Source organism: Amycolatopsis sp. NPDC104775 (assembly GCF_055583325.1).
Map to the genome: position 1 here is coordinate 41,698 of NZ_JBVJOE010000019.1, position 25,436 is coordinate 67,133.

Below are 25,436 nucleotides of genomic sequence, written 5' to 3' on the forward strand. Positions count from 1 at the left end.
CAGCTCGCCGGGTCAGGCAGCCGCGCGATACTCGCGACTGAGGTGATCCTGCAGCCGCGCATGGCGAAACTGGTAAACCGCTCCGGCCTGCCGCAGCACCCCGCGGCGGTACGCGTCGTCCAGGAACTCCGTCACCGCCCACGGCAGGCGGCCGGTCAGCGGAAGCCAGAGGCGGGCCAGCAGCACCCACTGTCCCCAGGCGGTGAACGCCAGCAGATAAGAAAGCCCGCCGCCGAGACCGCCGACCGCCCCGATGAGCAAGCCCGACGACAGCGGCCACCGGAGCGGGCCTAGCGGGCCTTCGAGCAGCTCGACCAGCAACCGCCCGCCGAAAGCGATGGCCAGGGCGACTGCCGGTACGAGAATGAGCAGCTGGCGCAACGCCGTCGTGCGGTTCGTGGCCAGCAGGCCGAGCGGAGTCGCGGCCGATCCGACGTCCAGCGGGATCTCCAGCGCGGCCATGAGCCCGAACACCAGCCCGGCCGCGAGCCCGAAGACGAGGCCGTAGACGAGCGTCGGGACGAGCATTTTCTCGGCCAGCGACTTGCCGTCCGGCGGGAAGCCGAAGAGCAGGCCGTGCAAAGCGGTGTTCACCGGGCCGTAGCCGAGCCCGATCACGAACCCGCCGAGCAGGGCGGCGCCGAGCCGGGAGGCGTAAGCGCGGACGAACTGCCTGCCGGTCCGATGCCGTCCCCGCAGCCGGATCTGGACCCGCGTCGGCTCGATTTTCCAGCCGCCGCACACGATCATCAGGCCGTGGACCAGCCCGAACGCGAGCCCGACCATCGGCCCGATCAGGAGCCCGTCCATCAGGCCCGCGCGGAAGGTGAACGCCGTGCCGCGATCGATGAGGTCGAGCGGGACGAAGACGAGCCAGTTCAGCACCGCGATGGCGAGCGTCGAAGCCAGCACGACCGCGAGGATCCGCGACGACCGGCGCAGCGACGAGCCGAGCTGCCACCAGGCCAGATCGTGCTCGTCGAGCTGGCCCACGTGCTGAGCCAGATAACCCAGCCACCGCTGGGCGCGTTCGGGGTCCCAGCTCCGGAGCGGACGGGCCACGTGCGGCGGCCGGTGCCGGTAGACGGTGGGCACGAAGCTGGCGAGCAGATGGTCCTCCAGCGCGTCCGAGGTCGGAAACCGGCTGGGGTCCAGCAAAACCGCCGGGTCCCGGCCGGGGACATCGCTGTAGACGGTCCGGGCCAGGACCACCATCAAAGGGGTTCTCAGCGCGGTGGCCAGGCGTCCGTCCGGGCTGGCGCGCAGTTCGGCGAGCACCGGAGCCCACAGGTCGCCGTCGCGACCGGTCGTGCGGGGCAGGTAGTTGGCGACGTCCGCCGGGGTCAGGTCGAGCAGTTCCACGCCCGCGGCCGACGTCGGCACGTCGGTCGCGGCCACCGCGGTCGCGTACTCGGCCGGACGGCTCGTCAGCAGGAACGGCAGCGAGGTGGCGCTGAGCGCGGCCAGCGCGGCGGCGTGCAGTCCGGCGGCGATCTCGTCGAACCCGTCCAGAACCGGGAGGATGCACCCGCTTTCGACCAGTTCGGCGGCCAGGGACGGGGTCAGGCCGGGATAGTCGGGGTAGTCCTGCGGGAGGCGTTCGATCAGCCAGTCCCGCAACGTGCTGGCCGTCGGGTCCCACGAGCCGAGGGCGAAGATCGCCGGGACGGGTTCGGCCGGCGCGCGCGTGCGGAGACAGCCCAGCACGAACCGCAGCGTCAGGATCGTCTTCCCGGAACCGGCCCGGCCGAGGACGACCAGCCGCCCGGACGGGACGCGCCGGTAGACGCCGGAGATGTCGTCGAGTTCGCCGGTCAGGTCGAGCGGTTCCGCGGCACTGCCCGGCCGGGCGTTGCGGATGTTGTCCCAGCGATCGGTCAGCCGCTCCGGCGCTTGGCGCCAGCGCACCGGCAACGGGAACGGGTCGTGGACCCGGCGTTGCTCTTCCTCGCGTTGCCACCGGGCAGCGACCACCCGCGCGAACTGGTCCGCGGCCTCGGCGAGCGCGCCGCGGATCCGCGGGGGCTCAGGTTCCTCCGGCTCGGGCGGCGCGCCGAATTCGGCCAGCAGCGCGCGCCGCTGCGCCGCGGTGGTGCAGAGAGCGTTGGCCAGCAGCTGCACGGTGCCCATCCGCGGATCGGTGGGTTTGCCGTTCTCCATCCTCCGGATGGTGCTGACGCTGACCCCGGCCCGTTCCGCCAGCTGCTCCTGCGTCAACCCCGCCTGCCGCCGCGCCTCCCGCAGCAGCACGCCGGCCCGGCTCGTCACCGCGGAGACCCCTCACTATGCGTCCGCTTACCCCGAACCGAGCTTACCGCGCCGGCCGGTCACGTTTGACCGGCTTCTGCTCTGGTGCGCCGACCTGCGCGAACACCACGATGATCGGCACCGGACCCTCCTGCCCGGGCAGTTGTTCATCGGAGAGACATGGCCGCCGATTTCCGGTACTGGTGCGGCGAATGCGGCTACCGGACCCCCTGGCTCACGCAGCCGCAGAGCGCCGAGCAGTGCGCGCGGCACTACTCCCGATGCCATCCCGGCGTTCCGCCAATGGGGCAGGCGGAGCGCCGCCGGGCGGACAGCGGCGGGTTCGGCTGCCTGGTGCTGGTGGGCGTGCTGCTGCTGCTCGTCGTGGCGGTGGCCGTCTGCCGGTACCAGGCCAGATAGCCGCGAAATCCGTTGAACAGAGGAGAGAGTTCGTGAGCAGACTGAGACGAGCCGGTGCGGTGGTGGCGAGCGTCGTCGCCGCGGCGGCGCTGGCCGGACCGGCGTCCGCGGCCGGAGCCCACGCCGACACCCAGGCCGTCCTCAACGGCTACCAGTCCCACGCCGGACCGGGCGCCGCCGTCTACGCGGGCAACGCGGCCGGATCGTGGCATCTGTCGGCGGGCAGCGCCACGATTTCCGGCCCCGCGCGCCCGCCGGGGCCGGACGAGCATTTCCGCGTCGCCAGCCAGACCAAGACCTTCACCGCTTCGGTTGTCATGCAGCTGGTCGACGAGGGCAAGGTCGTGCTCGACGCGCCGATCGAGCGGTACCTGCCCGGCCTCGTCGACGGCAACGGCTACGACGGCAACCGGATCACCGTGCGGCAGCTTCTCCAGCACACCGCCGGAATCCCCGCCCCGGATGTGGTGGTGTGGGCGCAGAAAGCCGCCGGGTTCATCAAGCCGGACGGCAGCATCGCCCTGCGCGACCTGGTCCAGACCGGACTGCGGAACTTCCCGCCCGCCTCCGAGCCCGGCGCCGGCGTGCTGTACTCCAACCTGGGCTACCTGATCAACGGCCTGCTGATCGAGCAGGTCACCGGGATGTCCGTCGGCGAAGCCATCACCACCCGGATCATCGACCGGCTCGGCCTCGCGCAGACCAGTTTCCCGCGCGCGGGCGACCGGTCCCTGCCCGCGCCGTACCTTCCCGGGTATCGCGGCGTCCGGTCCGGCCCGTTCTTCTTCTGGACCGAGACGACCTCGGCCCCGGTCGTCTCCGAGCCGTCGATCGAGAGCTCGGCGGGCGCGGTCGTGTCGACGCTGGCGGACCTGCCGAAGTTCTATCGCGCGCTGCTCGACGGCAAGGTCGTTTCCCCGGCCGCGCTGGCCGAGATGCGCCGGACGATCCAGGTGCCGGTGCACGTTCCGAGCTACGTCGGCCTTGGCCTCGGGCTGGAGGCGTTCACGCTGTCCTGCGGCGGGGAGGCCTGGTACCACAACGGCATCGCGGTGTCCGGCTACACCTCGTGGACCGCGGCGACCGACGACGGCCGGTATGCGTCGATGATGACCAACGCGTGGGAGCTGACGAGCATCAAGCCGTCGCCTCTCGAAGTGATCGACTCCGCTCTCTGCGGCAGCAAGCAGTGAACCCTACGAAGCAAGGAGCGCGCGTGCGCACCCGAAGTTTCCTCGCCGCGATCGCGGCGATCGTCCTGACGGTCACCGGCGCGGCCAGCGCCTCGGCCGAACCCGCCAAACGGGTCTTCAACTCGATGCAGATCCTGTTCAACCTGAACACCCCCGACCATTTCTGCACGATCGGCGCGGTCGGCACCGACAAGTACGACCGGAAGATCGCCGTCTCGGCGGGGCACTGCCTGATGGATGCTCCCGGGCAGCACTACTCCGACCGGGACATCCCGGAGAACATCGCACCGGTCTACGACCGCAACGACACCGCGTTCGGCCCGATCGGCTACGTGCGGTACTTCAAGGACCGGGAAGGGTCGATGACCGGCCACCCGACCAAGGACTACATGATCATCGAGCTGGTGCCCTCGGTGACGCTGTCCTCGCAGGGGCCGTACCTCAAGCAGACCGGCGAGATGGAGGCCCCGGACGGGCAGCCCAGCCCGAACGCGCTGAACCCGCCGCTGCCGAACGAACGCCTGCTCGGCGCCGCGCTGAACAACAACAACGAGCTCGTGGTGTCCGGCCAGCTCGGCGTCTGGTACGGGCGGATCACCAACAACGCCAACGGCGTCTACCAGTGCTGGGCAAAGCACCAGGCGAACGACTCCGGCGGCCCGGCGATCTGGCACGTGCCCGGCACCGAATACCCCGGACAGGGCAACAACTTCCAGGCGGCCGGACCGTGGGCGGGCATCACCAAGGCGATCATCCTCGGCGTCCCGCAGTACGCCTATACCAGCTCGGCGAACATCCTCGCCGACCTGCGCGCCCGCGACGCCGCGCACCCCGGCACCTACGGCGCCGGCTTCCACGTGACCCAGAACCCGTGACCGAGAAAGCGACCATGAAACCGTTGCTCACGCGCACGCGCGCCCTGGTATCCGCCGCCGCGGCGGTGCTGGCCGTCGCCTTCGCCGGCCCCGCCGCCCACGCCGACACTCCGGCCTTGCCGACCTTGACCGACGGCTCCGGCCTCACCCAGGTCGGGACGCCGCAGGGGACCCCGGAAAACTTCGTCCTCACCGTGACCACTCCGGCGGTCGCGGGCCAGCACCACATCCGGGTCATCGTCCCGAGCGGCTACTACACCGACACCACCACGCGTTACCCGGTGTTCTACTTCCTGCACGGCGTCGGCGACGACCCGGGCAACCCGCATCTGGCGTACCCCGCGATGCTGGCCAGCCAGAAGATGATCACCGTGATCCCGGACGGCGGGCTCCGCGGCTGGTACACCGACTGGGTCCGCCAGGACACCGCGGCCGGGGCGCAGAACTGGGAAACCTTCCACCTCAACCAGGTGATCCCGTTCATCGACGCCAATTTCCGCACCATCGCGGCGAAATCGGGCCGGGCCGTCGGCGGGCTGTCGATGGGCGGCTTCGGCGCGCTGCACTACGCCGAGGACCGGCCGGACCTGTTCGCCCAGGCCGTTTCGCTGTCCGGCGCGATCGACTTCAACCTGTACTGGGTCCGCACCGCGATCCGGGGCACGCTGTCCAACGTCGGCTTCGCGATGTCGGGCACGTCCGGCTCCGGCGAGGGCTCCGGCGGCAGCGGATTCGGCCCGGCCGTGCCGACCGATTCCGCTTTCGGGCCGCTCAACGAGGCGGGCGACATGTCCGCGGCGTTGTCCCGCGGGCCGGTCGTGAACGCCGCGAAGCTCGCCGGGGTCGGCGTTTCGCTCTACACCGGCTCGGGCAACGGCAACCCGGTCAACGTCCTGCTCGACGAACCGGCGTTCGCCGAGTCGGTCACCGAAGCCGCCCAGCAGAACATGAAGGCGGCTCTGGACAAGGCCGGACATCCTTACTACGCCGTGAATTACGGCAACGGCAAGACGTGGGGACCGAACTGCCAGGGCAAGCACACCGCCGGATGCTGGGGACAGGATCTAGTGGACTACGTGCCGCGGCTGGAGCAAGCTTTCGCCGCTGCTGCGTGAAAACCTAGTCCTCGCACAACGAATCGGTGCCCGGGTTTCAGAGGGCACCGATTCGTTGTGCGTTAGAGACTCAGCCGGGCAGCGTCGTCCGCGCTGACCGCGACCGCCAGCTCCGCCGGTCGCAATTCGACTGTCTCCGGGGCACCGTCAAGCAATTCGAGCAGCCGGGGCAGATACTTGGTCAGCACGCCGGTGTTGTGCGCGTCGAGGGCGTCTCGCGAGGGGTACTTCTCGACCACTGTCACCCGCAACGGGTCCTCATCCGGTTCGACGTAAAAGGCGTACCGCAGTGTTTCCGGCTCATCGCGTAGCACTTCGGGAACCAGTTCGGAAAACAGTGCGAGCAGTTCGGCGCCGCGGCCCGGTTTGGCCTGGAGGCGGGCGATAACCACGATCTCGGACAAGGGAAGCTCCTGTTCGTTCATGCGCCGAGCACCGGAAGGCGCAGCGCGGAAGGTGACTTTTCGTTGTGGTGCAAGGTGTGCTGCGCGACAACCGCCTCGTCGAGAGTGCCGAATTCCGGCACTGTGCGAGTGTGCAGATTGCGGCTATAACGAGGGAAACTGAATCCGGCGATCTGCACCCGGATACGGTGTCCGCGGCCGAATCGATGCGCGACATCGTGCAAGGTGACTGTTACGCGGCTGGGTTCTTCGGGGTCGAGCCAGTCGGTGTCGCCGCCGTTGCGATACCGCGCCCGTTGTGCGCCCTCGGCGACATTGAGCGCGAAACCGTCGGGCTCGACGTCCACCAGCGTGACGCACACGTCAGCGTCCGGCGCGGTGCTGGTGAGGTACGCGATCAGCTCGGCCTGCCCGGCGATTGTCACTTCCTCGGCCAGCGGTGCGCTCGTGTAGAGAAGCACGTCCTCGCGTCCGTCGACTGCACGCTGATCCTGGATACCGCCGGGTGCCGCAGCAGGTTCGCCCTCGAAAGCGATTACTCCGCCGTGCGTGGGAAAGGGATGGTGCGGATCGGCAGTGAACGTATCCGAGCCGTCGCCTCCTTCGCGGGTCAGCAGACCGGCTGAAGAGAGCGACCATTCTTCGACCGCCGATGCGGGCGGCCACGCGGGTGCGTTCGCCCAGGTATTCGCTCCGCCGATGAAATAGCTGACTCGTCCGGACAAATACCGTGCGGCGGAAGGATAATCCGAACCGTCGCCGCCGCGCAGATGGCGGTCGAAGAACGCGGCGAGCACCGGACTCCAGGTCGGCACCCCGGCTGCCGCGTTGGGCAACACTCGCGCGCCGACGTCGCCGAACGCGCTGTACGTGCCCGCGTGCGTCCACGGTCCCGCGATCAGGCTGGCTTTTTCATTGCCCGCCAACCGGGTCGCGAGCCGGAACTGGGTCGGGCTGGTGAAATCCCGGTACCCGGTGATCTGCAGAAACGGAATGTCTACCCGTTCCGGCTCGGTGAGCAAGGTCGGCCGGTCCCAGAACGGATCGTGCGGCGAACGCAGCCAATCTCTCCAGAACGTCGCGACCCGGCTGTCGTCAAGCGGGGCGAGGGTGGTCAACGGCAACTGGCTCACCGCGGCACGACGGTCGGCGAACGCCTCGTTCAGCAGTTCTCGCACCCGTTCCCGCTCGGCCGCGCTCAACGAAGTGTGGTCCAGACCTTCCTGCACCATCCCGAGCGCGTACAGCGTCAGAAAGCCCAGTTCGAACAGCCCGCCCGGACGCGCGGTGTGGCGCATGTCAGCGGTCCCGATCATCGCCACCGCCGCTTTGAGCCGCGGATTCCGGGCCGCGACCGCCTGCAGCACGGTCATGCCCAGATACGAGGAGCCGTAAATCCCGACGTTGCCGTCGCTCCACGGCTGCTGCGCGGCCCAGTCGATCGCGTCGAAGGAATCGTTGTACTCCTGCGTGACGAAGTCGAACTCGCCGCCGGAGCCGAACCGTCCCCGGCTGTCCTGCACCAGCACCGCGAAGCCCTGCCGGGCCAGCCACACCGGATCGGCGACCAGCCCTGAAACGCGGAAAACGCCCGTCCGGTCGTAAGGGGTCCGGTGCAGCAGCACGGGCCAGCGGCCGTCGGCGGCCGGACGGTACAGGTCACCGGTCAGTGTGACCCCGTCGCGGGTCTTCATCTGGACACCGGCGTCGATGCGGGGTGGGTGCACGGGTTCTCCCCTCGGAGCGGACTGGGTGCGGCCGACCGTAACACTAACGGTTGCAAAACACTAACCGTTGTTGTTAACTGGCGAGCATGAAAGCAGTGCGCTTCGCCGCCTATGGCGGCCCCGAAGTTCTTGAGCTGGCAGAGGTTCCCGAGCCGCACGCCGGTCCCGGCCAGATCCGCGTCGCCGTGCGGGCGGCGGGGGTGAACCCGCACGATTGGCGCACTCGCGAAGGCCAGTTCCAGCGGATCCGCCCGATCGAACTGCCCTCCGGCGTCGGCCAGGACGCTTCCGGCGTGGTCGACGAGGTCGGCGAGGGCGTCACCGACGTCGCGGCAGGGGACCTGGTGCTGGGCCGAGGTTCGAACACCTACGCCGAATTCGCCGTGCTGTCGTCCTGGGCGCGGCTGCCGTCCGGGCTGAGTTTCGCCGAAGCGGCCGGGTACCCGTCGGTGGTCGAAACCGCGCTCCGCGTCATCCGGATGACCGGTGTCCAAACTGGACAGACGTTGCTGGTGAGCGGCGCCGCGGGCGGGGTCGGGTCAGCGGTGTTGCAGGTGGCTCGCGACCGGGGGATCAAGGTGATCGGCACGGCCAGCGCGGCGAACCAGGACTACGTGCGAAGCCTGGGCGCCATCGCGACCACCTACGGCGAGGGCTGGGTCGACCGGGTCCGCCAGTTCGGCCAGATCGACGCCGCCCTGGACCTCAACGGCACCGGCGTCCTCCGCGGTTTGCTGGACCTGACCGGGGATCCGGCGAAGGTGGTCACCATCGCCGACCTGGAGGCCCCGATGCTGGGCATCCGCTTCGCCGGGGTGGGCGGGAACATGAAGGAAGCCCTGGCCGAGACCGTCGACCTGATCGCACGCGGAAAACTCCGCATCCCGGTCGACAAGTCCTATCCGCTGGCCGAAGCCTCGGCGGCGCACGCGGACAGCCAGGCCGGGCACACGCGCGGACGCCGGGTTCTGCTCGTCTGACCAGCCGGTGGCGGAGGGGCGGGTGCCGCCCCTCCGCGGTCAGGCCGCCGCGGTCTGCACCACCAAAGTCCGGATGCAGCAGGACCCGGCCGGTGCGCCCTGCGTGCCGACCGCCCACGCATTGCCCGCGGCCGTCGCCACCCCGGCCAACGCACTGCCCGACGGCTCCGGAGCGGGGGCCGCGGTCCACGCCGTGCCGGTGAAATGCTGGATCATCGTGCTCCCCAGGCCCGACGGCGACGGATGCCGGTCGCCGACCGCCCAGACGTCGCTCGCCGACCTGGCCACGATGCCGAACAGCCTGCCGGGCGTTTTCGCGTTGGCAGGCACCGCGTTCGACCACGAATGCCCGTCGAAATGCTCGATCAGGGGAAGGTCGGTGACGTTGCCCGCTCCGCCGTCTCCGACCGCCCACACGTTGTCCGGTGCGATGGCCACGACCGCGGACAACGCGTTGGCCGCGCCGGGGATCGGGTTGACCGTGGGCACCACGGACCAGGCTTTTCCGTTCCAATGCATGGAGAAAGTGCGCACAGTCTGGGTCGAAGTGTTGTCGGTTCCGACGACCCAGACGTCGTCGGCGGCGCGGGCCGAGATCGCCCGGGGCAGCAGCCGCGCGGCCGGGCCTTGCGCCGGAGGGGCCACGATGCGCCACGCGGTTCCGTTCCAGTGCTCGAAAAGCGGCACGATGCGGCCCCGGTCGTCGGTGAACCAGCCGGTGGCCCACACGTCCGCCGCCGAGATCGCGGACACTCCGGTGAGTTCGGTGAACTGCCCGGAGCCGGTGGGCGGATTCGGATTGGGGCTGGGCACGGGCATGACGGACCAGGCTTTGCCGTCGAAGTGCTCGACGAGCGGGACCAGCGTGTTGGGGGTGGGGCGGGACAGCCCGACCGCCCACACGTCGGTGCGGGACAGCGCCGCCACGCCGAGCAGGTCGGAGTCGCCGTCCGGGTTCGGGCTGGCGACGATCCGCCAGCTGCTCCCGTCCCAGTGTTCGGCGAGGGTGCGGTCGAGCCCGCCGGTCTGGACGCCGGCGTCGTGCCCGACCGCCCAGACGTCTCCGGCCGCCGTGGCCGCGGTCGCCTCCAGGAAGTTTTCGGCTTGCCCGGCGCGATCGGCGCTGGGCACGACCCGCCAGGTCGCCGCGGGGGCGAAGGAAACGGCCAGTGCGGCGAGAACAGGAAGAATCGAGGATCGGATGATGGGCATCAGGGGTCCTTCGAGAAGTGCTGCGGACATCGGCGGACGCATTCGCGCCGATCGGGTTTTGCCGCGGTGAAACGACATCGCGGACTCTGGCCCTGGCGGGCGGTGGGACCAGCCCGCCAGGGCCGGGCGAACTCGACTGCGGGTCGAGGCCTTTCCGAGGTCAGCCGCCGCAGCCCGGCGGCGCGACCGGCAGGTCGACGGCTCCGTCGACGACCTCCCCGGTCTTCTCGTTCTTCGCGTGTGCCGCCACGTGCGATTTCCCGCCGAGGTACCGGGTCATGCGGACCTCCCGGATCCCGCCCGGCTTCGAGGTGTCCTTGCCGGTGAAGAACGATTTTCGGTTGTACGTGAAGACGATGTCCCACACCTGCCCGGAAACTCTGGTCAGGATTTCGAACTCCTCGCCGACGACCACCGCGCCTTCCTGCGGGCCGTCGTCGTCGTACATCGATTTGAGAGTGAACGGGGTGCCCTTCGTGCCGTGGCCCTTGGTCGCCACCGGAGGCCCGCACGGGCGCTTCGGGGCCGCGGCGGCCGGCTGGGACGTCAGGCTCATCGTCAACGCCGCGACGCTCGCGGCCACCACGGGCAGGACAACGTTCTTTCGCATCTCGCCACCTTTCTCGTGCTCGCACCCGAGAATCGAGGAAAACGCTGGGATTGCAGTCAGGCCGGTGCCGGCGGAGACGATTCTGGCCGGGCGGTGCCCCGGGTGTCACGGTGACGCGGTCACCACGGCCGGACGAGCGCGGGGAGCCCACCACCCGCGCTCGTCCGAGCCGCGAAATCCGAAGCGCGGTTATTCGTGCACCCAGACCGTGCTGAACGACGCACCGCCCGAGCCGAGGGCCGAGGTAGTTTGCTTGCGGACGCCGCTCGACGGGCTGACCTGGTCGACGTGCCCGAGATCCCAGTGTGCGTTGTTCAACGTGCCAACGTGCCCGCTGGTATCGGTCACGGACACGTGGTCGTATCTCACTGCCCGGTAGTCGGGCAGGAAGAACACGCCGTCGCCCGCGTTTCCGCCGAGCGGGGTCTCGGTGATCACCTCGGCGTTGACCCGGGGGCATCCGCCCATGTCCGGGTAGCAGGGCTGGACCTGCTGCAGCGTCTGCCCGGTGGTGAGGTCCTTGACGACGATGCGGAACCTCGCGGCCGCGGCGTCGTAAGCGACAGTGGCGTCGATGAGATCGCCCGGTCTGACTGGGTTCGCCGTCTGGATGGTGTTGTGCGGGAACATCTCCCACCAGAGCGCGTACTGAGCGACGCCGTTCACGCAGCGTGCCGAGGAACCGCCCTGTTCGACGACGTCGTTCCACCAGCCGTCCATGCCCACCCAGGATACGACCCAGGCGTCCTTGGCGGCCGGGCAGGTGACCTTGGGCTGGACCCATCGCGCGTGCACGGACCGGAAATCGGTCGTATGGGCCGCATTGGTGGTGAAATAGCCCGCCCAGTTCCGTGAGGTGAAATTGGTGACCGTGGCGGCTCCGCGCCCGCGAATCGACGGTCCGACTTGGGTCTGGTCTTGGGCTGCGTCGGCGAAACCGTTGGCGGGCAACGTTTTACCGGCAAGCTGGGGTGAGGACGACGAAAGCCGCATACTGACCGAATACCGATAGAAGTAATACCAGCCGGCGAGACCGCCGCCGCTCGGGCTGCGCGGGTCGCTGGTGTGGTACTCGCAGGGATAGGTCAGCACTTCCGGCGGGTCGTTCCGGTTCGCGCTCGAGGAGTCGCAGCTCGCCTTGGTGCTGAACACCCCGGCCCACGCGCCTCGATAGGTCGCGTTCGCGGTGCCGCAAGTGAGCGCGAACAGGGCCGCGAGCACGGCGGCCAGCACTGTCGAACGTCTTCGTGCTTTTGTCATGAGATACGTCCTGTTCCGGGCTTTGACCGTTGTTCCGGAAACGATCTCGGTCCACGGGGAAAGGAAGCCATGGCATGCTTCCGGGATCAGCACAGTGTTCCACCGCCCTCTGGCGCAAACCAGCGGCCAAAGGCCGGAATCTCTGCCGCCCTGCTGAATGATTCGGCCGTGCGTTCGCACCGATTAGGTTTCCGTGCCGCACTCGTCTGTATGCGTGAGACTGACTCACAGGAGGCTGGCATGACGCGAAAACTGATCTTCGGCATGAACGTGTCCCTGGACGGCTACATCGCCGCACCCGGCGCGGACATCGGCTGGAGCGGGCCGCCGAGCACCGAACTGTTCCAATGGTGGCTCGACTACGAACTGGGCATCGGCACGTCGCTGTACGGGCGCAAGCTGTGGGAGGCGATGAGCTCTTACTGGCCGACCGGCGACCAGCAGCCAGGCGCGACCGCCGCGGAGATCGAGTTCGCACGAAACTGGCGGGACACGCCGAAGGTGGTGTTCTCGTCGACGCTCGACAAGGCCGACTGGAACACCCGCGTCGTCTCCGGCGACGCGCTCGCCGAAATCACCCGCCTCAAAAACGAGGACGGCGGCCCGATGAGCATCGGCGGCGCGACACTCGCCCGTGCGGCCGTGCGAGCCGGGCTGGTCGACGAGTACGTGCTGGTCACCCACCCGGTCCTGATCGGTGGCGGTACGCCGTTCTTCCCCGCGCTGGACAGCTGGGTGCGCCTGAATCTCGTGGAGACACAGACGTTTCCCGGCGGCGCGGTCCTGACCCGATACGAGACTCGGCGCTGAGCCTCACAGCACCGGCGGAAAGCCGAGCCACGGTTTCGCGGTGACGTCGAATCCGGTGAGCTCGGCGATCTTCCCGTCCGCGATGTGCAGAACCGCCAGGTTCGTCAGCCGGTACGCCGAGTCGCCGGGAGCGCGGAGATAGAGGACGGCGGCGGGCATGAGGTTGACCGTCGTGGCGAGACAGCGCCAGTCGTCGTAACCGTGCTGGAAAAGCCCGGCGGAGACCCAGCCGTCCACCGCGTCCTTGGCTGTCCTGCTCACAGTGCCCGGATCGGGCAGCATCGCGAAGCGCAAGTCGTTGCGCAGCAAGGACATCAGGCCGTCGATGTCGTTGCGCTCGTGTGCGTCGATGTACGACTTCACCACCTCGCGCTCGTCGCTCGACAGCTCGTGCGCAGCCGAACTACGCCAGTCGAGGCGGCGGCCGGGCAGTTGCCCGCGCATCGTCACCCGCGCTCGTTGCAGCGCACTGGTCACCGACGCCACGCTCAATTCGAGCACCTCGGCGGCCCTCGACGCCGGCCAGCCGAGGACGTCCCGCACGACGAACACCGCCCGCTGCCGCGGCGGCAGATGCTGGACAGCGATGATGAACGCCAGCTCGATCGTCTCCCGCACCACCACCGACTCCTGCGGGTCCACGGGAAGCATCCGATCCGGGTAGGGCTGCAGGTACGGCAGCTCGGAGCCCGGATCCAGCGGCCGGTCCTTGCGCTTGTCCAGGAAGTCGAGGCAGGCGTTGGTCGCTATCCGGTACAACCAGGTCCGCAGCGCGGCATGGCCGTTGAACGACTCCCGCTTGCGCCAGGCTCGCAGGAACGTTTCCTGCGTCAGGTCTTGGGCGTCCTCGAAATTCGCGAGCATCCGGTAGCAGTGCACCAGCAGTTCGCGCCGGTGGCGTTCCGTAAGCTCCGCGAACCGCGCCGCGTCGCCTGAGCGGAACTCCGACTCGTCGGTGCTCAGCGGCCTAGCGTCGGTCATGGTCGTCAATCCTTCCACCGGGTCGAGGGGGTCGCCAGAACTGACGGCTCGGCGGGGGATTTCTCATCGGTTCTGCCCGAGATGTGTTTCGAGCGCGCCGATCAGGTCGAGTTGCAGCCGCAGCGACTCTTTCGGTGACGCACGGAGAATGGCACGGATTCGGGACGAGACGTCGTCGGGAACCGTGAGGTCGTCCAAATGCCGCTGAACAGCGCCCAGATCGAGAGAGGGATGGGGCAAGTCGTTGACGGCCCAGGCCGTGCGGAGCAGGTCGTTGATCATCACCGCCGCCGCCCAGTTGGGCGACGATGCCCTCGGGGTCGTGCAGGACGATGCCGTCGAGAAACGCATAGCCCCAGGATTCGTCGCCGACGCGGTCGGGAGCGAAACGCTTCCGCCATTGATCGGCAGTGTGCACAAGGAAGTCGACGGACACCGGACGGCCGCGGGAACGCCATGAGGCGCCGTGGTCCGGCGTAGTAACCACCACCAGCACGTCGAGATCGGAATCGACCCGCGCGGTGCCGCGGGCCGCCGAACCGCCCAGCATCGCTCCGCGCACACCGGGATCCGCCTTGAGTTCGGTGACGATTTCGTCGAGCACGTGACGATGAAGGGAGTGGGGAAGCTCGGCACGATTCTCCTTTGCCGCCGCGGGAAGCGGTCAGAAACCGAGGGGATGCGGAGAGCCAGTCGACGTGACGACGTGCCAGCACCTCCGTCGATCGAAGGTAGGTCTCCGGAACGTCCGATGATGTGTGGTGTTGTTTGATGTGCCTGTGACGTCATCCGACGCCGGTGAACGACTCAGAGGAGTCCAGCCGGTCACGGTCAACCCCAGGTCACTCATTTCGCCTAGTCACAGCGCAGGATGGGCAAGTTCTCCACGCACGCTCGGGAGTACGGACCGCTCAGCTCGCCCTCCGTTGGTTGTGGGACGTTCGTGTGTACTTGTGTCCGTTCAGGGTTGACTTTGTTCGATGTACTGGGTTCTATTCTCTTGACGCCGCCAAAGCAATCCCCTTCCCGCAGCGCGCCGCACCGCCGCGGGCCAGCGCGCTGGGCTTGATCGAGTTCAATCCACTCACAGCGAGGTGACGAGATGCGTCGAGTCTTGGCCGGGCTGCTGTCCGGCGTCGTGTTTTCGGCTCTGGCGGTGGCGCTGAGCCCGCCGGCGTCCGCCGTGCCGGGGCAGAATCTGCTTCCCGCGCCGCCGATGGGCTGGAACAGCTGGAACAAGTTCGGCTGCCAGATCGACGAGAACCTGATCCGGCAAACTGCCGACGCGATGGTCGCCGAGGGCCTGCGCGACGCGGGTTACCGGTACCTCAACATCGACGACTGCTGGATGGCCCCGGAGCGCGACGCGAACGGCGACCTGCAGTCCGACCCGAAGCGGTTCCCGCACGGCATCGCGGCGCTCGCCGATTACGCTCATGCCCGCGGGCTCAAGCTGGGCATCTACTCGTCGGCGGGCACCAAGACGTGCGCCGGATTCCCGGCGAGCCTCGACCACGAGACCGCCGACGCGCGCAAGTTCGCGCAGTGGGGCGTGGACTACCTCAAGTACGACAACTGCAACAACGAGGGCCGTCCGGCGACCCAGCGCTACCAGGCGATGTCGGACGCGCTGCGGGCGAGCGGGCGTCCGATCGTCCTGTCGATCTGCGAGTGGGGCTCGAACCAGCCCTGGCAGTGGGGCGCGCGATACGGCGAGCTGTGGCGCACGACCGGCGACATCAACGACAGCTGGAACAGTTTCACAGGCATCCTGGACCAGCAGGCGGGCCTGGAGAAGTATTCGGGACCGAACGCGTGGAACGACCCCGACATGCTCGAGGTCGGCAACGGCCACATGACCGACGCCGAGTACCGCGCGCACTTTTCCTTGTGGGCGCTGCTGAACGCGCCGCTGATCGCGGGCAACGACGTGCGGTCGATGGCTCCGGCGACGGCGAAGATCCTCAAGAACAAGGACCTGATCGCGGTCGACCAGGACTGGGGCGGCCAGCAGGGCCGCAGGATCCGCGACGACGGCGACGTCGAGGTGTGGGCCAAGCCGATGTCCGACGGGTCCGCGGCCGCCGTCTTGTTCAACCGGGGCAACGCCCCGGCCGACGTCGCCCTGCGAGCGGCTGATCTCGGGATCCGGCACGCGGGGCAGTACCGCGTACGGGATTTGTGGTCGGGCGAGGAGAGCAGCAGCAACGGCACACTGCACGGAACGGTCGCGTCGCACGGAGCAGTCGTGTATCGGGTGTGGCCGGGCGGCGGCGCCCGGACGCCGCTGACCACGTTGGCGCTCAGCGCGCCGGATGTCACCGCGACCGATCGTCCGTTCACGGTGACGACGACCCTGCACGACGACGGATCGCCTGCGCTGCAAGGAGGTTCGGCACAGCTGACGGTTCCGTCCGGCTGGACGGTCGACAACGGGTCGACCGTCTCGGTGCCGCGAACGAAGAGCACGTGGACGCATCAGTGGACGATCCGTCCGCGCGGCGCCCAGCCCGCGGGTTCACTGGCCCTGAGCGCGTCGGCGACTTTCAGCGTCGCCGGGCAAACCGTGACTAGGACCGCCTCCGCGCCAGTGGTGGTGGCCACCGCTCCGCCAGCCGGGCAGTCGCAGGTCTCCGCACTGCCGTTCGTGTCCAGCAGCAACGGCTGGGGACCGGTGGAACGCGACATGAGCAACGGCGAAACCGCGGCGGGCGACGGGCGTCCGATCGCCATCGCCGGTGTCCGCTACCCGACTGGGCTCGGTGCGCACGCGACTTCGTCGGTGCGGGTCTTCCTCGGCGGTGGCTGCCGCGCCTTCGCCGCCAAGACTGGCATCGACGACGAGTCCAACGGCGGCTCCGTCACCTTCGAAGTGTGGGGCGACGGGAAACGGCTCGCGACGACCGGCGTTCTGCACCACGGCGACACGGCCGTCCCGGTGACCGCGGATCTGGCCGGCGTCGCGGTGGCCGACCTGCGGGTCACCGACGCCGGAGACGGGAACACCAACGACCACGCGGACTGGGCGGACGCGGTCATCACCTGCTGACCGGTCGGGTCGCGGGCTGACTGTCCTGGAGGCGGGGTGTGGCCAACCGGCCGCGCCCCGCCTCTGGCTCGACACCCGATTTGGTTGGCCTGCAACGGTTTCGCTCGGTGCCCTCTCGGGTCTCGGTCACGACTCCGGCAAGTACGGCGTTCCTGAATCAGGTCACTGCCGGGGATCCGAGGAGATGCCTCGCGTGACGAGGTCGTCGAACTCGCGGTCGGGGAGCGTCCGGTTCAGTTTCAGCAGCGTTTCGGCCTGCCAGCCGACGGCGTAGCGGGTGGCCGGACGGTCGGCTTCCACCGCGGTGCGGACCGCTTGCGCCACCACGGTGGGATCGGAGCCGTCGGCCAGCCCTGTTTCCGCGCGCTTTGCCATTGCCTCGGCCATGTCCCGGTAGGCGCCGCGGCCGGAGAATTCGCGAAGCTGCGCGGCGGTCTGGTCCTCGAACTCGGTCCGGATGATGCCAGGCTGGACGATGACCACGTTGATGCCGAACGGGGCGACCTCCATCCGCAGCGTGTCGGAATACGCTTCGAGCGCGTGCTTGGCCGCGTAATACCAAGCGCCCAGCGGCAAAGAGATCTCGCCGCCGATCGAGGACATGGAGACGATCGTTCCCGACCGCTGCTCGCGCATCGCGGACAGCACGAGCTGCACGAGCCGGGCAGGCGCGAACAGGTTCACCTCGAGCTGATCCCGCGCCAGATCCAGCGGCACGTCCTCGGCGGCGCCGTGCAGAACGGTGCCCGCATTGTTGACCAGCACGTCGATCCGGCCCTGTTCGGCCAGCACGGCGCCGACCGCGCGATCAAGGTCCTGGGGTTCGCGGGCGTCCATCTTCAGCACGTGCCCGCCGGCGGCGCGCAACGGCTCCATCCGGTGCACACGGCGGGCGGTACCGTAGACCGTGTGACCCGCGTTGCGCAGTTCGAGCGCGGTCGCCAGGCCGATTCCGGACGACGCGCCGGTGACCAGGCACACCTTCATCGCGCACCTCCTCGCACCGGCAGGTGCAGCGCGGACCCGGCCAGGTCGATCGACCGGTGCGAGACGGCGAGCCTGGTGGAGGTGGCCGGATCGTCGCCGGTGCCGAGGTTGCGTTCCCAGCGCGGGTGCGCCGCGCCGGCGATCAACAGCCGGATCCGGTTGCCTGCCGCGAATCGGTGCGCGATCGGGTCGAGTTCGACGCGGACCGGTCCGTCGGGCCGTCCTGGGGAGAGGCGGCAGTAGCCGTCGCTGACATTGCGCGACCTGCCTTTGCTGTCCACTTCGCTGATGCGCACGAACAAGTCGGCCTCCGGGTTGTCGGTGTGGTGGGTCAGTTCTGCCCACGGAACGCCGGTGACCTCGACTGGTTCCGTGAGCGGTGCGCCGGTGAAGGCGAGCACGTCGGCGCGGCGGGCCAGCGCGCTGTCGTCCCGGTAACCGCCCGCAGGCCCGAGCAGACGCCCGCCGATGCTTGGCGCCGGGTCGGCAGGGTCGGCGGTGAACCGGGCGGGCTGGGCGTCCGCGGACGGGCGCTGCTCGCCGAGCCCGCCGCCCGGCAACGGGTGGAGCACGAGGTCCGCATCTCCGTCCGGCCACCGGGGAAACTCGCGCCACTGGTCCGCGCCGGTGACGTAGGCCCGCACCGCCGCCGGTTCGCTTTCCGTGCCTTTCAGATGGCGGTCCACCCAGGCGAGCGCTTGCCTGGAGAGCATCGACTGGACTCCGGCCTGCCGATGCGTCCACGGGCCGATGGCCAGTCCCACCTCGATCCCTCGTGCCCGCAAGGCGTCGTACTGCTGCTTGGTCTGGCGCAGGAAGACGTCCTGCCACCCGCTCTGCAGCAACACCGGAATCCGTGTCCGGTCCAGCGCCGCGCCCAGCCTCATGGGCGTCCAGAACGGATCGTCGAGATCGCGCACGCTGACCCAGTCCCGCCACCACGGCGCCCGTCCAGCGCAGAGCCGTTCGGCGGCGTTGGCTGTCGGCAGCGCGGACAGTGCTGGCGCCTGCCGCCGGTCGGCGGTGATCATGCGCAGCAGCGCGCGCAGGGAACCGGTGTCCTCCTGGTGCGCCAACTGATCGCTCCAGCCCAGCCAGTCGGCCAGATTGAACGCACCGCCTGAGTACGCGGTTTCACCGAAGTCGTGCGGCGCGGTCTGAATGACCGCCGTGACCAGCTCCGGCGGCGGATCCATCAGCAGCGCCCACTGCGTCCACCCGAGGTAGGAGTTGCCGACGGTGGCCAGCTTGCCGCCGAACCACGGCTGGGAGCGCAGCCACGCCACGGTGTCCGCACCGTCGTCGATCTCGTTCCGCCACGGCTGCCACGTCCCGCCGGAACCGAAGGTTCCTCGGCAGCGAACCAGCAACAGGTGGTAGCCGTGTGCGGCGAACTGGGCGCGGTAGAGCGCCGAATTCACCCCTCGCCACCCGTACGGCGAACGCACCAGCACGGTGCCCGCCGCGTCCCCGGCCGGTGCGTAATGGTCGGCGAGCAACTCGACGCCGTCGCGCATCGGAATCCGCAGATCGAGTTCCGCGGTATAGCCGCCAGTCGGTGCCGGGGGTCCTAACAGGCGCGAGACCACCCGGCTGGTTATCGTTTCCACGGGACGAAAGCTACGACCGCTTTCCGCAGCGGTCAACGCAATCGCGCGAGATAACCCCTTGGTGGAAAGTGGTTATGCTTCGTTGCAATGACCCGACGAACCGCGTGGGCTGTTCGCGTCCAGTAAATTCGTTGCAACGACGGCACCGGTCGCACACGCTGTGACCGAGAAGACAGGAGGGCCCTCATGCCCGGCGCCCGGCTGACCATCGAAGACCGCAGGCACATTGCCGCATGGCTCGCCGACGGACTCGGTTATGCCGAGATCGCGCGCAGGCTCGCCCGGCCGACCTCGACGATCAGCCGCGAGGTAGGACGCAACGGCGGACCGCACGGCTACGACCCGGACGGTGCCCACCAGGCCACCCTGCACCGAGCCCACCGCACCTCGGCAGCGCGGGAACCGGACCGAACCGATCGCGGGAAGGCGGACGCCTTCGTCGCGGACTTCGCCGCGATGATGATCGAGACCGGCCTGCCGAGCATGCCCGCGCGAGTGCTCGCCTGCCTGCTGACCACCGACTCCGCCGCCACCACCGCCGCCGAACTCGTGGAGCGGCTGGAGGTCAGCCCGGCCTCGGTCTCCAAGGCGATCGCGTACCTGGAGAAGCTGGAACTCGTCCAACGAGAACGCCACCCGTCGACCCGCCGCGAGCGCTACCTGGTCGACGACGAGGTCTGGTACCGCGCCTGGGAGGCCAGCACCCGATCGATCACCAGATGGGCCGACACCGCCGAACAAGGCGCCGACCTGCTCGGAGACCGCACCCCGGTCGGCACCCGCCTACGCGGCGCGGCGCGGTTTTATCGCCTGCTTGCCGAGGATATGACCGCTGCTGCGCAACGCAGGCGTGCTGACCTCGGAGTCATGGCTGCGGCTGGCCGGTCGACGTCGCGGCGACGACAGGATTGAGGCTGAGCGGGGTGCGGGAGGAGATTGTTCATGGGCTCAGAGCCGTGAGTAGTGGTCGACAGCCTCGCCGGAAAGCCCGATCTTCCTTGCTGGCAATAGTTTGCCGCTCGAGAATCGGCCTGAGCTGTCTGCTGGGACCTCCTGACTAGCGTCGGGAGGTGAGCCACAGCCTTGGCTATCGCCCGTCGCGTACCTCGCGGGTGGGCACCAGGGCAATGGTGGTCACTGTGAGAGCCGCTGCCGCGCCGAGCAGAATTTGACTGCTGACGGTGTTGTGGAACGTGGTGGAGACAAGGCTCCCGAGCGGCGTGGCTCCGTAAGTCAGGGCTCGAAAGACTCCCAGGACTTGGGCTCGCTGCCCCGGCTTGGTGGCGAGCTGGCGCAAGTTCATCGCCTGGACAGCCCACATCGCCCCGAACGCGCTTCCTACGATCATGACGGGCGCGATCAGCCAGGGAGAGCGCAGTAATGGGCTGAGAAACAGCAAAGCCCAGCCGACCCGGGTGAGTCGCATGGTGGCGACGACCCCGAACAACCGCTCGGCCCGGCCGGTGAGATACGCTCCCGCTCCCGCTCCGGCGCCGACGAGGCCGGTGAGCACCCCATACGCCGCGGGCGTGAGGCCGAGGCCGGTGCCGGAATTGGCGTAGACGGCGAAGGCGGTCAGATAGATGCCGTTGGCGATGCTGGTGAGGCAGCTGATGGCGATAGCGGCTTGCAGAATCCGGCTCCGGCGCACGACCCGCAAGCCGCTCCGGAGGTCGGTTTTGCTCCGCTCGCCGAGCCGGTTCGGCCACGGCTGCCGCACCGCCGCGATGCACAACGTCGAGACCCCGCAGAGCACGCCTGCGAGCAGGGGTGACGCCGATGGCCAGAGCCCGTAAACCAGACCGGCGAGGGGAGGCCCGAGGAACTGGTAGAAAACCCGGGTCGACACCGACAGCGCGCCATTCGCGTCCGAGAGCCGATCGAGGTCGACAAGTTCGGGGACGAGTGCCTCTGCCGCACTGTCGACAAAAGTTTGGAGCACCCCCGCGGTAAAAACAGCGACGACAAGAATTACAGCGGAAATATGCCCGGTGGCACCGACGCCGAGCATGATTCCCGCGCGTGCGAGGTTGGCGATTTGGATCACGCGGTGCCGGTCCATGCGATCGACCACGATTCCCGCGGGGATGGCCGCGACGAGCCAGGGAATGGTCGCCAGGGTGAGCAAAAGCCCGACGAGCCCAGGGCTCTTCAAGGTGTGGATGGCGAAAAGCGTCGAGCCGGTAAGGAAAATTCCGTTTCCGGTGTCAGAGAGCGCGGTCGAACACCATAAGCCGAGAAAACGTGGCCCGAGTCCGCCGCGCACCTTTCTCGAGCCCGTGTTCGTTTTGGCCATGGATTGACTGTGCCCAAGATGAATCAACGTTGTCAATGTTGATTAACTGCACTATGGTCCAGGCATGGACGGCGAGTGGATGACCGCGGCCGAGGCCGCGGATCGGCTGGGCGTCACCATGCGCACCCTCTACGCCTACGCGAGCCGGGGCGTCCTGACCTCGTGGCCCGTGCGCGGCGGTGGCGGCCGTCGCTCCCGGTACGAACGAGCCCAAGTCGAGGCTCTCGCCGCCCGGACGGCGAAACGAGAGCGGGCCGGGCAGGTCGAGATCCGGGTCGAGACCGCTGTCACCGACCTCCGGCCGACAGGTGCGCTGGCGTTTCGCGGTTATCCGATCGAGAACTTGCTGGACCGGAGTTTCGAGGACGTCGCCGAGCTGCTCTGGACCGCTGAGTTGCCGTCTGGCCCGGTCCGCTGGCCGAGCGCGGACCGGCCGGAGATCACCTGCGTGCTCGCCTCGCTACCCGACTCCGCGGGGCTGCTCGACCGGATGAGCGCGGTGACATCGGTCCTCGGCATGCTGGACCCGGCGCGGCACGACCTCGGACCGAGCGCCATCGCCGACGTCGGCAGACGACTCATCCCGGCCATGGCCTCAGTGATCGCGGCGCACCCCGATCCGCTACCGGGCCCAGGATCGGTCGCCGCGACCATCACCGCCCGGATGACCCGTGCCGACACTCTTCCGCCAGCTCCGGTCGACCTGGCCCTGCGCCTGCTGGCCGATCACGAACTCACAGCGTCCACCTTCGCGTCCCGCGTCGCCGCCACCTCAGGCGCGGATCCCTATGCCGTCGTGGACATCGGAATCCAAACCATGCGCGCCGTCGACCACGGCGGGACCGCCCGGGAGGTCCACCGAATGCTGCAACGATGCGCGGACGAAGGACTACCCGCTATCGCGCCAGCCGATCGACGCGCAGAGGCGTTGCCGGGTTTCGGGCACCCGGTGTATACCGATTCCGACCCCCGCGCCCCGCATCTGCTGGCCGCACTGGAAAGTGTCCACACGGGAAGCGACGGTCTGGACCTCGTGCAGTCGGTGCTGGAATCGGCGAACCATAGCGGCCAGCCCAAACCCAATATCGATTTCGCGCTCGGCGCACTGACTTGGCTCCATGGCTGGCCCGAAGAAGCTGCGATGGGTTTAGTGGTCGTAGCCAGGACAGCAGGCTGGCTCGCTCACGCGGCCGAAGCCTACGAACGACCGTCGCGGATACGGCCTCGGGCGGTCTACATTGGACCGCGACGTCGTGGCCGTTGAGAGGGCCGCAAAGTAGAGGTCGCCTGGCGATGCTCGAAGGTGATTTTGTGCGCGAGTTGCGAAATTTGGCGCACGAGATAGGACTGGAAGCGACCTCGTTCGAAAGCGGGCACGCTCGCTGGCGTGTCTATTCCATGGCGATGCGGTCTCCTTTCAGGATTGATCAGCTGATCTCATTGATCGGCCGTGAGCCAGACAAGGCGATGGCGACGTCGGTTGCCTTGAGCTGTCTTGAGAAAGTTCCGGAGGTCCTTCGGGAGCAGGTGGTTAGCGCGCTCCCTGCCGGTAAGTCACGAGATTTCGTCAGCGCGAGAATGGCGGACCTCTCGGTTCTTGACGCCCTGGTTTCAGGGTCGGGCGATCCTGGCGAGCTGACTTCGATGGAAAGCTGGTCGCCATGGCTGCAGTTGCGCGCGGCGAAAGTGTGCTCCGATCGGCAAGCGCTCAAGTATCTCGCTTCTTCGGGAGTCACGAAGCGAATCAGGCACGAGGCTCGAGCTCGCTCGAAGGAGATCGGTTCGCCTCACGGCGAGACCTTCTGCTGAGCGTTGCGCAGGCTCTGGCAGCGGGCGGCATTTCGCAGATGGCGGGACGCGACTGCGCCCGAGTCGAGGCGACTGCCGGGTCGATCCAGAATTTCGCGTTCAGCTTGCTCCGAGCGCTGTCGTCCTCACCGAGCTTGACTGCCGCGCGGCCGGGTTGGCCGGAGCGGATGGGATTGTTGCCTGCTCCGGCGTGCAGCAAGTTATGCCTGCCCCGAGGTGAGCGCGACCGGAAGGCGGCTCGCGGGGAGGTGAGGAACCGAACCGTCGTACGCGCGGGCGAGGATCGCCGTGGCCAACGCTTCCGGCGAAGTGTCGGAGAGCCGACAGTTCTGCAATCAGGGTGAGCGGGAACCAGCTTTGGTTGACAGCTAGGCGGCTTCCTCCGATGCGGTGGTCTTTGTGGACGGCTGGCGCGGCGGTGTCGCGGGCCGGTGGGCGAGGTCGATGCCGAGGGTGAGTTGTTGTGGTGACCGCCGCGCTCGGGTCGGCTGGCTGGGTTGTGCGGGTAGGGGCGGTGTGCTTGCCGCCGGTGGGTGTGGGTGCCGGGCGAGGTGGTGGAGTTTGCGGAGGTGTCGTTGGACGAGACCGGCGCGGCGGGATTCCTCGAAGAGGGCTCGGGTGGTTCCATTTCGTGTTCGTCGGCTGGGGTGGGCGTGGTCGGGCATGGGGCGTTCCTGAAGTGGGCGGGCTGAGGGCAAGGTCACGAAGGCGTCCCGGCCAGGTGGGGAGGCGGGAGCAGCGGCTCGGGCGGGGTTCCGCGGGGTGGGGACGCCTCGGTCGCACCCGCGAAAGATGCGGGAAAAGTGGACCGGCTACGGGCCGTCGCCTCGTGTGGTTCGGCCTGGCCTGGCCAGGGATTCCCCTGACCAGGCCGGTTGTGCCCCCGGCAGGACTCGAACCTGCGACCTAGAGATTAGAAGGCTCTTGCTCTATCCAGCTGAGCTACGAGGGCCCGGGTGGCTGACCGCTGCTGACCTCCGGCATGGGCAGCTTAGTCATCGCCAATCTCTCGATCGTTCGACACCGTCGAATCGTTTCAGCTTCCGTTCGTCGGATTTGCGGCTCTCCGGCGGCGGAATGCCACAGCGTGCGACGGTCCCGGTACGCACCGCGCGGGCGTGCGGGCGGGCATGCCGAGCGGGCGGCGGTTTGTGCAGCTTGGACACGCGGAACTCCTGGGCAGAGGTGCGGGCGGGGTTGGGATCAGGGGCGGGGAGGCTGGGCAGACTGTGGCGATCTTGTGATGTAAGCCCTCTGGCCTGGGCGGGAACGATTGGGCGGTTCGGCGGTTGCGGTCAGGCTTCAAGACGTCCCACCAGCGGCGGGGGCGGACCACTTGCGGGCGTGGTCCGGCGAGCGGCGTGCAACAGGGGCAGGCCCGCGAGCGGACCTGACGCGAGGTGGGGGCGGGCCAGGCAGATATCGGCGCGAGGCGAAGCGGATCGGTGGGTGGCAGGGGACTGGTCACCCGGAGCTGGCACGAGGTGGGCACCGGCAGAACTCGAACCTGCGACCTGGAGATTAGAAGGCTCGTGCTCTATACAGCTGGGCCATGGCAGGCACCCGGATCTGGGCCACCGCGATCCAGCTAGGCCACCGCGGGCACCCGCCCCGCCGGACCGCGGCGGGACCCGGGCCTCGCCTCCCGCCCCCAGGTCGGGGCCGGGAGCGGGAGGCGAGGGGTCAGGGGCCCGTGGGCGCGAGGGTTGCGGGCTGCGCGCCCACGGGCCGGGACCGCTCGGGGGTGCGGCCCGGGGGGGGGGGGGGGGGGGGGGGGGGGGGGGGGGGGGGGGGGGGGGGGGCGTTGGTTTTTGCGTGTTTTTGGGGTGGTTCCCCCCCCCCCTTAGCGCA

General features: G+C 68.7%; 22 protein-coding genes, 1 tRNA gene and 1 pseudogene. 11 read left to right on the plus strand and 13 right to left on the minus strand.

Going from position 1 to position 25,436, the window contains the following annotated elements:
• Nucleotides 1–12 precede the first annotated feature (12 nt).
• On the minus strand, nt 13–2,268 hold the full coding sequence (locus ACZ63D_RS41545) for a helix-turn-helix transcriptional regulator (protein ID WP_465359827.1): 2,256 nt from the start codon (nt 2,266–2,268) through the stop codon (nt 13–15).
• A gap of 159 nt (nt 2,269–2,427) precedes the next feature.
• Here ACZ63D_RS41545 and ACZ63D_RS41550 point away from each other — a divergent pair, with 159 nt between their 5' ends.
• Genes ACZ63D_RS41550 through ACZ63D_RS41565 form a run of 4 tightly spaced genes read left to right on the plus strand, consistent with a single transcriptional unit; the run spans nt 2,428 to nt 5,850 of the window.
• Nucleotides 2,428–2,667, plus strand: a complete 240-nt coding sequence (locus ACZ63D_RS41550; RefSeq protein ID WP_465359828.1) for a hypothetical protein — start codon at nt 2,428–2,430, stop codon at nt 2,665–2,667.
• Between the two features lie 32 nt (nt 2,668–2,699).
• Entirely contained in the window at nt 2,700–3,860 is a 1,161-nt protein-coding gene (locus ACZ63D_RS41555; protein WP_465359829.1) for a serine hydrolase domain-containing protein, read from the plus strand.
• Nucleotides 3,861–3,883: 23 nt separating this feature from the next.
• On the plus strand, nt 3,884–4,735 hold the full coding sequence (locus tag ACZ63D_RS41560) for a hypothetical protein (RefSeq protein WP_465359830.1): 852 nt from the start codon (nt 3,884–3,886) through the stop codon (nt 4,733–4,735).
• Between the two features lie 14 nt (nt 4,736–4,749).
• The gene (locus ACZ63D_RS41565) at nt 4,750–5,850 is read left to right on the plus strand and encodes an alpha/beta hydrolase (protein ID WP_465359831.1); all 1,101 of its coding nucleotides are present in this window, start codon (nt 4,750–4,752) and stop codon (nt 5,848–5,850) included.
• Nucleotides 5,851–5,912: 62 nt separating this feature from the next.
• Here the strand turns inward: ACZ63D_RS41565 and ACZ63D_RS41570 are convergent, their stop codons facing one another.
• Together ACZ63D_RS41570 and ACZ63D_RS41575 are read right to left on the minus strand one after the other, a co-directional pair.
• The gene (locus tag ACZ63D_RS41570) at nt 5,913–6,275 is read right to left on the minus strand and encodes a putative quinol monooxygenase (RefSeq protein WP_465359832.1); all 363 of its coding nucleotides are present in this window, start codon (nt 6,273–6,275) and stop codon (nt 5,913–5,915) included.
• Entirely contained in the window at nt 6,272–7,981 is a 1,710-nt protein-coding gene (locus tag ACZ63D_RS41575) for a CocE/NonD family hydrolase (protein ID WP_465359833.1), read from the minus strand. The genes ACZ63D_RS41570 and ACZ63D_RS41575 overlap by 4 nt, the downstream gene beginning before the upstream one ends.
• A gap of 86 nt (nt 7,982–8,067) precedes the next feature.
• Here ACZ63D_RS41575 and ACZ63D_RS41580 point away from each other — a divergent pair, with 86 nt between their 5' ends.
• The gene (locus tag ACZ63D_RS41580; RefSeq protein ID WP_465359834.1) at nt 8,068–8,961 is read left to right on the plus strand and encodes an NADP-dependent oxidoreductase; all 894 of its coding nucleotides are present in this window, start codon (nt 8,068–8,070) and stop codon (nt 8,959–8,961) included.
• Nucleotides 8,962–9,000: 39 nt separating this feature from the next.
• On the opposite strand, the gene ACZ63D_RS41585 is transcribed toward ACZ63D_RS41580, so the two are convergent.
• The 3 genes from ACZ63D_RS41585 to ACZ63D_RS41595 all read right to left on the minus strand — a co-directional run bounded on the left by ACZ63D_RS41585 (nt 9,001) and on the right by ACZ63D_RS41595 (nt 12,043).
• Entirely contained in the window at nt 9,001–10,173 is a 1,173-nt protein-coding gene (locus ACZ63D_RS41585) for a hypothetical protein (RefSeq protein ID WP_465359835.1), read from the minus strand.
• Between the two features lie 160 nt (nt 10,174–10,333).
• A complete protein-coding gene (locus tag ACZ63D_RS41590; protein ID WP_465359836.1) occupies nt 10,334–10,783 on the minus strand; it encodes a hypothetical protein in 450 nt (149 codons plus the stop codon).
• A gap of 189 nt (nt 10,784–10,972) precedes the next feature.
• Nucleotides 10,973–12,043, minus strand: a complete 1,071-nt coding sequence (locus ACZ63D_RS41595; RefSeq protein ID WP_465359837.1) for a G1 family glutamic endopeptidase — start codon at nt 12,041–12,043, stop codon at nt 10,973–10,975.
• Between the two features lie 240 nt (nt 12,044–12,283).
• Here ACZ63D_RS41595 and ACZ63D_RS41600 point away from each other — a divergent pair, with 240 nt between their 5' ends.
• Complete coding sequence (locus ACZ63D_RS41600) at nt 12,284–12,853, plus strand: dihydrofolate reductase family protein (protein ID WP_465359838.1); 570 nt, start codon at nt 12,284–12,286, stop codon at nt 12,851–12,853.
• A 3-nt stretch (nt 12,854–12,856) separates the two neighbouring features.
• Here ACZ63D_RS41600 and ACZ63D_RS41605 read toward each other — a convergent pair whose 3' ends face one another.
• Together ACZ63D_RS41605 and ACZ63D_RS41610 are read right to left on the minus strand one after the other, a co-directional pair.
• Entirely contained in the window at nt 12,857–13,834 is a 978-nt protein-coding gene (locus ACZ63D_RS41605) for an RNA polymerase subunit sigma-70 (protein WP_465359839.1), read from the minus strand.
• A gap of 63 nt (nt 13,835–13,897) precedes the next feature.
• Nucleotides 13,898–14,116, minus strand: a complete 219-nt coding sequence (locus ACZ63D_RS41610; RefSeq protein WP_465359847.1) for a hypothetical protein — start codon at nt 14,114–14,116, stop codon at nt 13,898–13,900.
• On the opposite strand from ACZ63D_RS41610, the gene ACZ63D_RS41615 reads away from it, so the two are divergent.
• The gene (locus ACZ63D_RS41615) at nt 14,109–14,294 is read left to right on the plus strand and encodes a hypothetical protein (protein WP_465359848.1); all 186 of its coding nucleotides are present in this window, start codon (nt 14,109–14,111) and stop codon (nt 14,292–14,294) included. The genes ACZ63D_RS41610 and ACZ63D_RS41615 overlap by 8 nt on opposite strands.
• A 24-nt stretch (nt 14,295–14,318) precedes the next feature.
• Here the strand turns inward: ACZ63D_RS41615 and ACZ63D_RS41620 are convergent.
• A pseudogene (locus ACZ63D_RS41620) lies at nt 14,319–14,438 on the minus strand (nucleotidyltransferase domain-containing protein); the annotation flags it as partial.
• Nucleotides 14,439–14,936: 498 nt separating this feature from the next.
• Between ACZ63D_RS41620 and ACZ63D_RS41625 the strand changes: the two are divergent.
• Nucleotides 14,937–16,883 (plus strand): NPCBM/NEW2 domain-containing protein, encoded by a 1,947-nt coding sequence (locus tag ACZ63D_RS41625; protein ID WP_465359840.1) that lies wholly within the window; start codon nt 14,937–14,939, stop codon nt 16,881–16,883.
• A gap of 162 nt (nt 16,884–17,045) precedes the next feature.
• On the opposite strand, the gene ACZ63D_RS41630 is transcribed toward ACZ63D_RS41625, so the two are convergent.
• Nucleotides 17,046–17,870 carry an oxidoreductase gene (locus ACZ63D_RS41630; RefSeq protein ID WP_465359841.1) on the minus strand — a complete coding sequence of 275 codons (825 nt, stop codon included), beginning with the start codon at nt 17,868–17,870 and terminating at the stop codon, nt 17,046–17,048.
• Nucleotides 17,867–19,480 (minus strand): CocE/NonD family hydrolase, encoded by a 1,614-nt coding sequence (locus ACZ63D_RS41635; protein WP_465359842.1) that lies wholly within the window; start codon nt 19,478–19,480, stop codon nt 17,867–17,869. The genes ACZ63D_RS41630 and ACZ63D_RS41635 overlap by 4 nt, the downstream gene beginning before the upstream one ends.
• A 186-nt stretch (nt 19,481–19,666) precedes the next feature.
• Between ACZ63D_RS41635 and ACZ63D_RS41640 the strand changes: the two genes are divergently transcribed.
• Nucleotides 19,667–20,392 (plus strand): GbsR/MarR family transcriptional regulator, encoded by a 726-nt coding sequence (locus ACZ63D_RS41640; protein WP_465359843.1) that lies wholly within the window; start codon nt 19,667–19,669, stop codon nt 20,390–20,392.
• Between the two features lie 175 nt (nt 20,393–20,567).
• Here ACZ63D_RS41640 and ACZ63D_RS41645 read toward each other — a convergent pair whose 3' ends face one another.
• On the minus strand, nt 20,568–21,776 hold the full coding sequence (locus ACZ63D_RS41645) for an MFS transporter (protein WP_465359844.1): 1,209 nt from the start codon (nt 21,774–21,776) through the stop codon (nt 20,568–20,570).
• Between the two features lie 64 nt (nt 21,777–21,840).
• Between ACZ63D_RS41645 and ACZ63D_RS41650 the strand changes: the two genes are divergently transcribed.
• Both ACZ63D_RS41650 and ACZ63D_RS41655 read left to right on the plus strand, forming a co-directional pair.
• Nucleotides 21,841–23,040: a citrate/2-methylcitrate synthase gene (locus ACZ63D_RS41650; RefSeq protein WP_465359845.1), complete on the plus strand. Its 1,200-nt coding sequence runs from the start codon at nt 21,841–21,843 to the stop codon at nt 23,038–23,040.
• A 29-nt stretch (nt 23,041–23,069) separates the two neighbouring features.
• Entirely contained in the window at nt 23,070–23,585 is a 516-nt protein-coding gene (locus tag ACZ63D_RS41655; protein ID WP_465359846.1) for a hypothetical protein, read from the plus strand.
• 878 nt (nt 23,586–24,463) lie between these two features.
• Here the strand turns inward: ACZ63D_RS41655 and ACZ63D_RS41660 are convergent.
• A tRNA-Arg gene (locus ACZ63D_RS41660) sits at nt 24,464–24,537 on the minus strand.
• Nucleotides 24,538–25,436: the final 899 nt, after the last annotated feature.

What these genes read in the sequence shown, in the direction of transcription:
- ACZ63D_RS41550 (WP_465359828.1), top strand. Translation starts at nt 2,428, where the DNA reads ATGGCCGCCGATTTCCGGTACTGGTGCGGCGAATGCGGCTACCGGACC.
- ACZ63D_RS41565 (WP_465359831.1), top strand. Translation starts at nt 4,750, where the DNA reads ATGAAACCGTTGCTCACGCGCACGCGCGCCCTGGTATCCGCCGCCGCG.
- ACZ63D_RS41570 (WP_465359832.1), bottom strand. Translation starts at nt 6,275, where the DNA reads ATGAACGAACAGGAGCTTCCCTTGTCCGAGATCGTGGTTATCGCCCGC.
- ACZ63D_RS41580 (WP_465359834.1), top strand. Translation starts at nt 8,068, where the DNA reads ATGAAAGCAGTGCGCTTCGCCGCCTATGGCGGCCCCGAAGTTCTTGAG.
- ACZ63D_RS41585 (WP_465359835.1), bottom strand. Translation starts at nt 10,173, where the DNA reads ATGCCCATCATCCGATCCTCGATTCTTCCTGTTCTCGCCGCACTGGCC.
- ACZ63D_RS41590 (WP_465359836.1), bottom strand. Translation starts at nt 10,783, where the DNA reads ATGCGAAAGAACGTTGTCCTGCCCGTGGTGGCCGCGAGCGTCGCGGCG.
- ACZ63D_RS41595 (WP_465359837.1), bottom strand. Translation starts at nt 12,043, where the DNA reads ATGACAAAAGCACGAAGACGTTCGACAGTGCTGGCCGCCGTGCTCGCG.
- ACZ63D_RS41600 (WP_465359838.1), top strand. Translation starts at nt 12,284, where the DNA reads ATGACGCGAAAACTGATCTTCGGCATGAACGTGTCCCTGGACGGCTAC.
- ACZ63D_RS41605 (WP_465359839.1), bottom strand. Translation starts at nt 13,834, where the DNA reads ATGACCGACGCTAGGCCGCTGAGCACCGACGAGTCGGAGTTCCGCTCA.
- ACZ63D_RS41610 (WP_465359847.1), bottom strand. Translation starts at nt 14,116, where the DNA reads ATGATCAACGACCTGCTCCGCACGGCCTGGGCCGTCAACGACTTGCCC.
- ACZ63D_RS41625 (WP_465359840.1), top strand. Translation starts at nt 14,937, where the DNA reads ATGCGTCGAGTCTTGGCCGGGCTGCTGTCCGGCGTCGTGTTTTCGGCT.
- ACZ63D_RS41630 (WP_465359841.1), bottom strand. Translation starts at nt 17,870, where the DNA reads ATGAAGGTGTGCCTGGTCACCGGCGCGTCGTCCGGAATCGGCCTGGCG.
- ACZ63D_RS41640 (WP_465359843.1), top strand. Translation starts at nt 19,667, where the DNA reads ATGCCCGGCGCCCGGCTGACCATCGAAGACCGCAGGCACATTGCCGCA.
- ACZ63D_RS41645 (WP_465359844.1), bottom strand. Translation starts at nt 21,776, where the DNA reads ATGGCCAAAACGAACACGGGCTCGAGAAAGGTGCGCGGCGGACTCGGG.
- ACZ63D_RS41650 (WP_465359845.1), top strand. Translation starts at nt 21,841, where the DNA reads ATGGACGGCGAGTGGATGACCGCGGCCGAGGCCGCGGATCGGCTGGGC.
- ACZ63D_RS41655 (WP_465359846.1), top strand. Translation starts at nt 23,070, where the DNA reads ATGCTCGAAGGTGATTTTGTGCGCGAGTTGCGAAATTTGGCGCACGAG.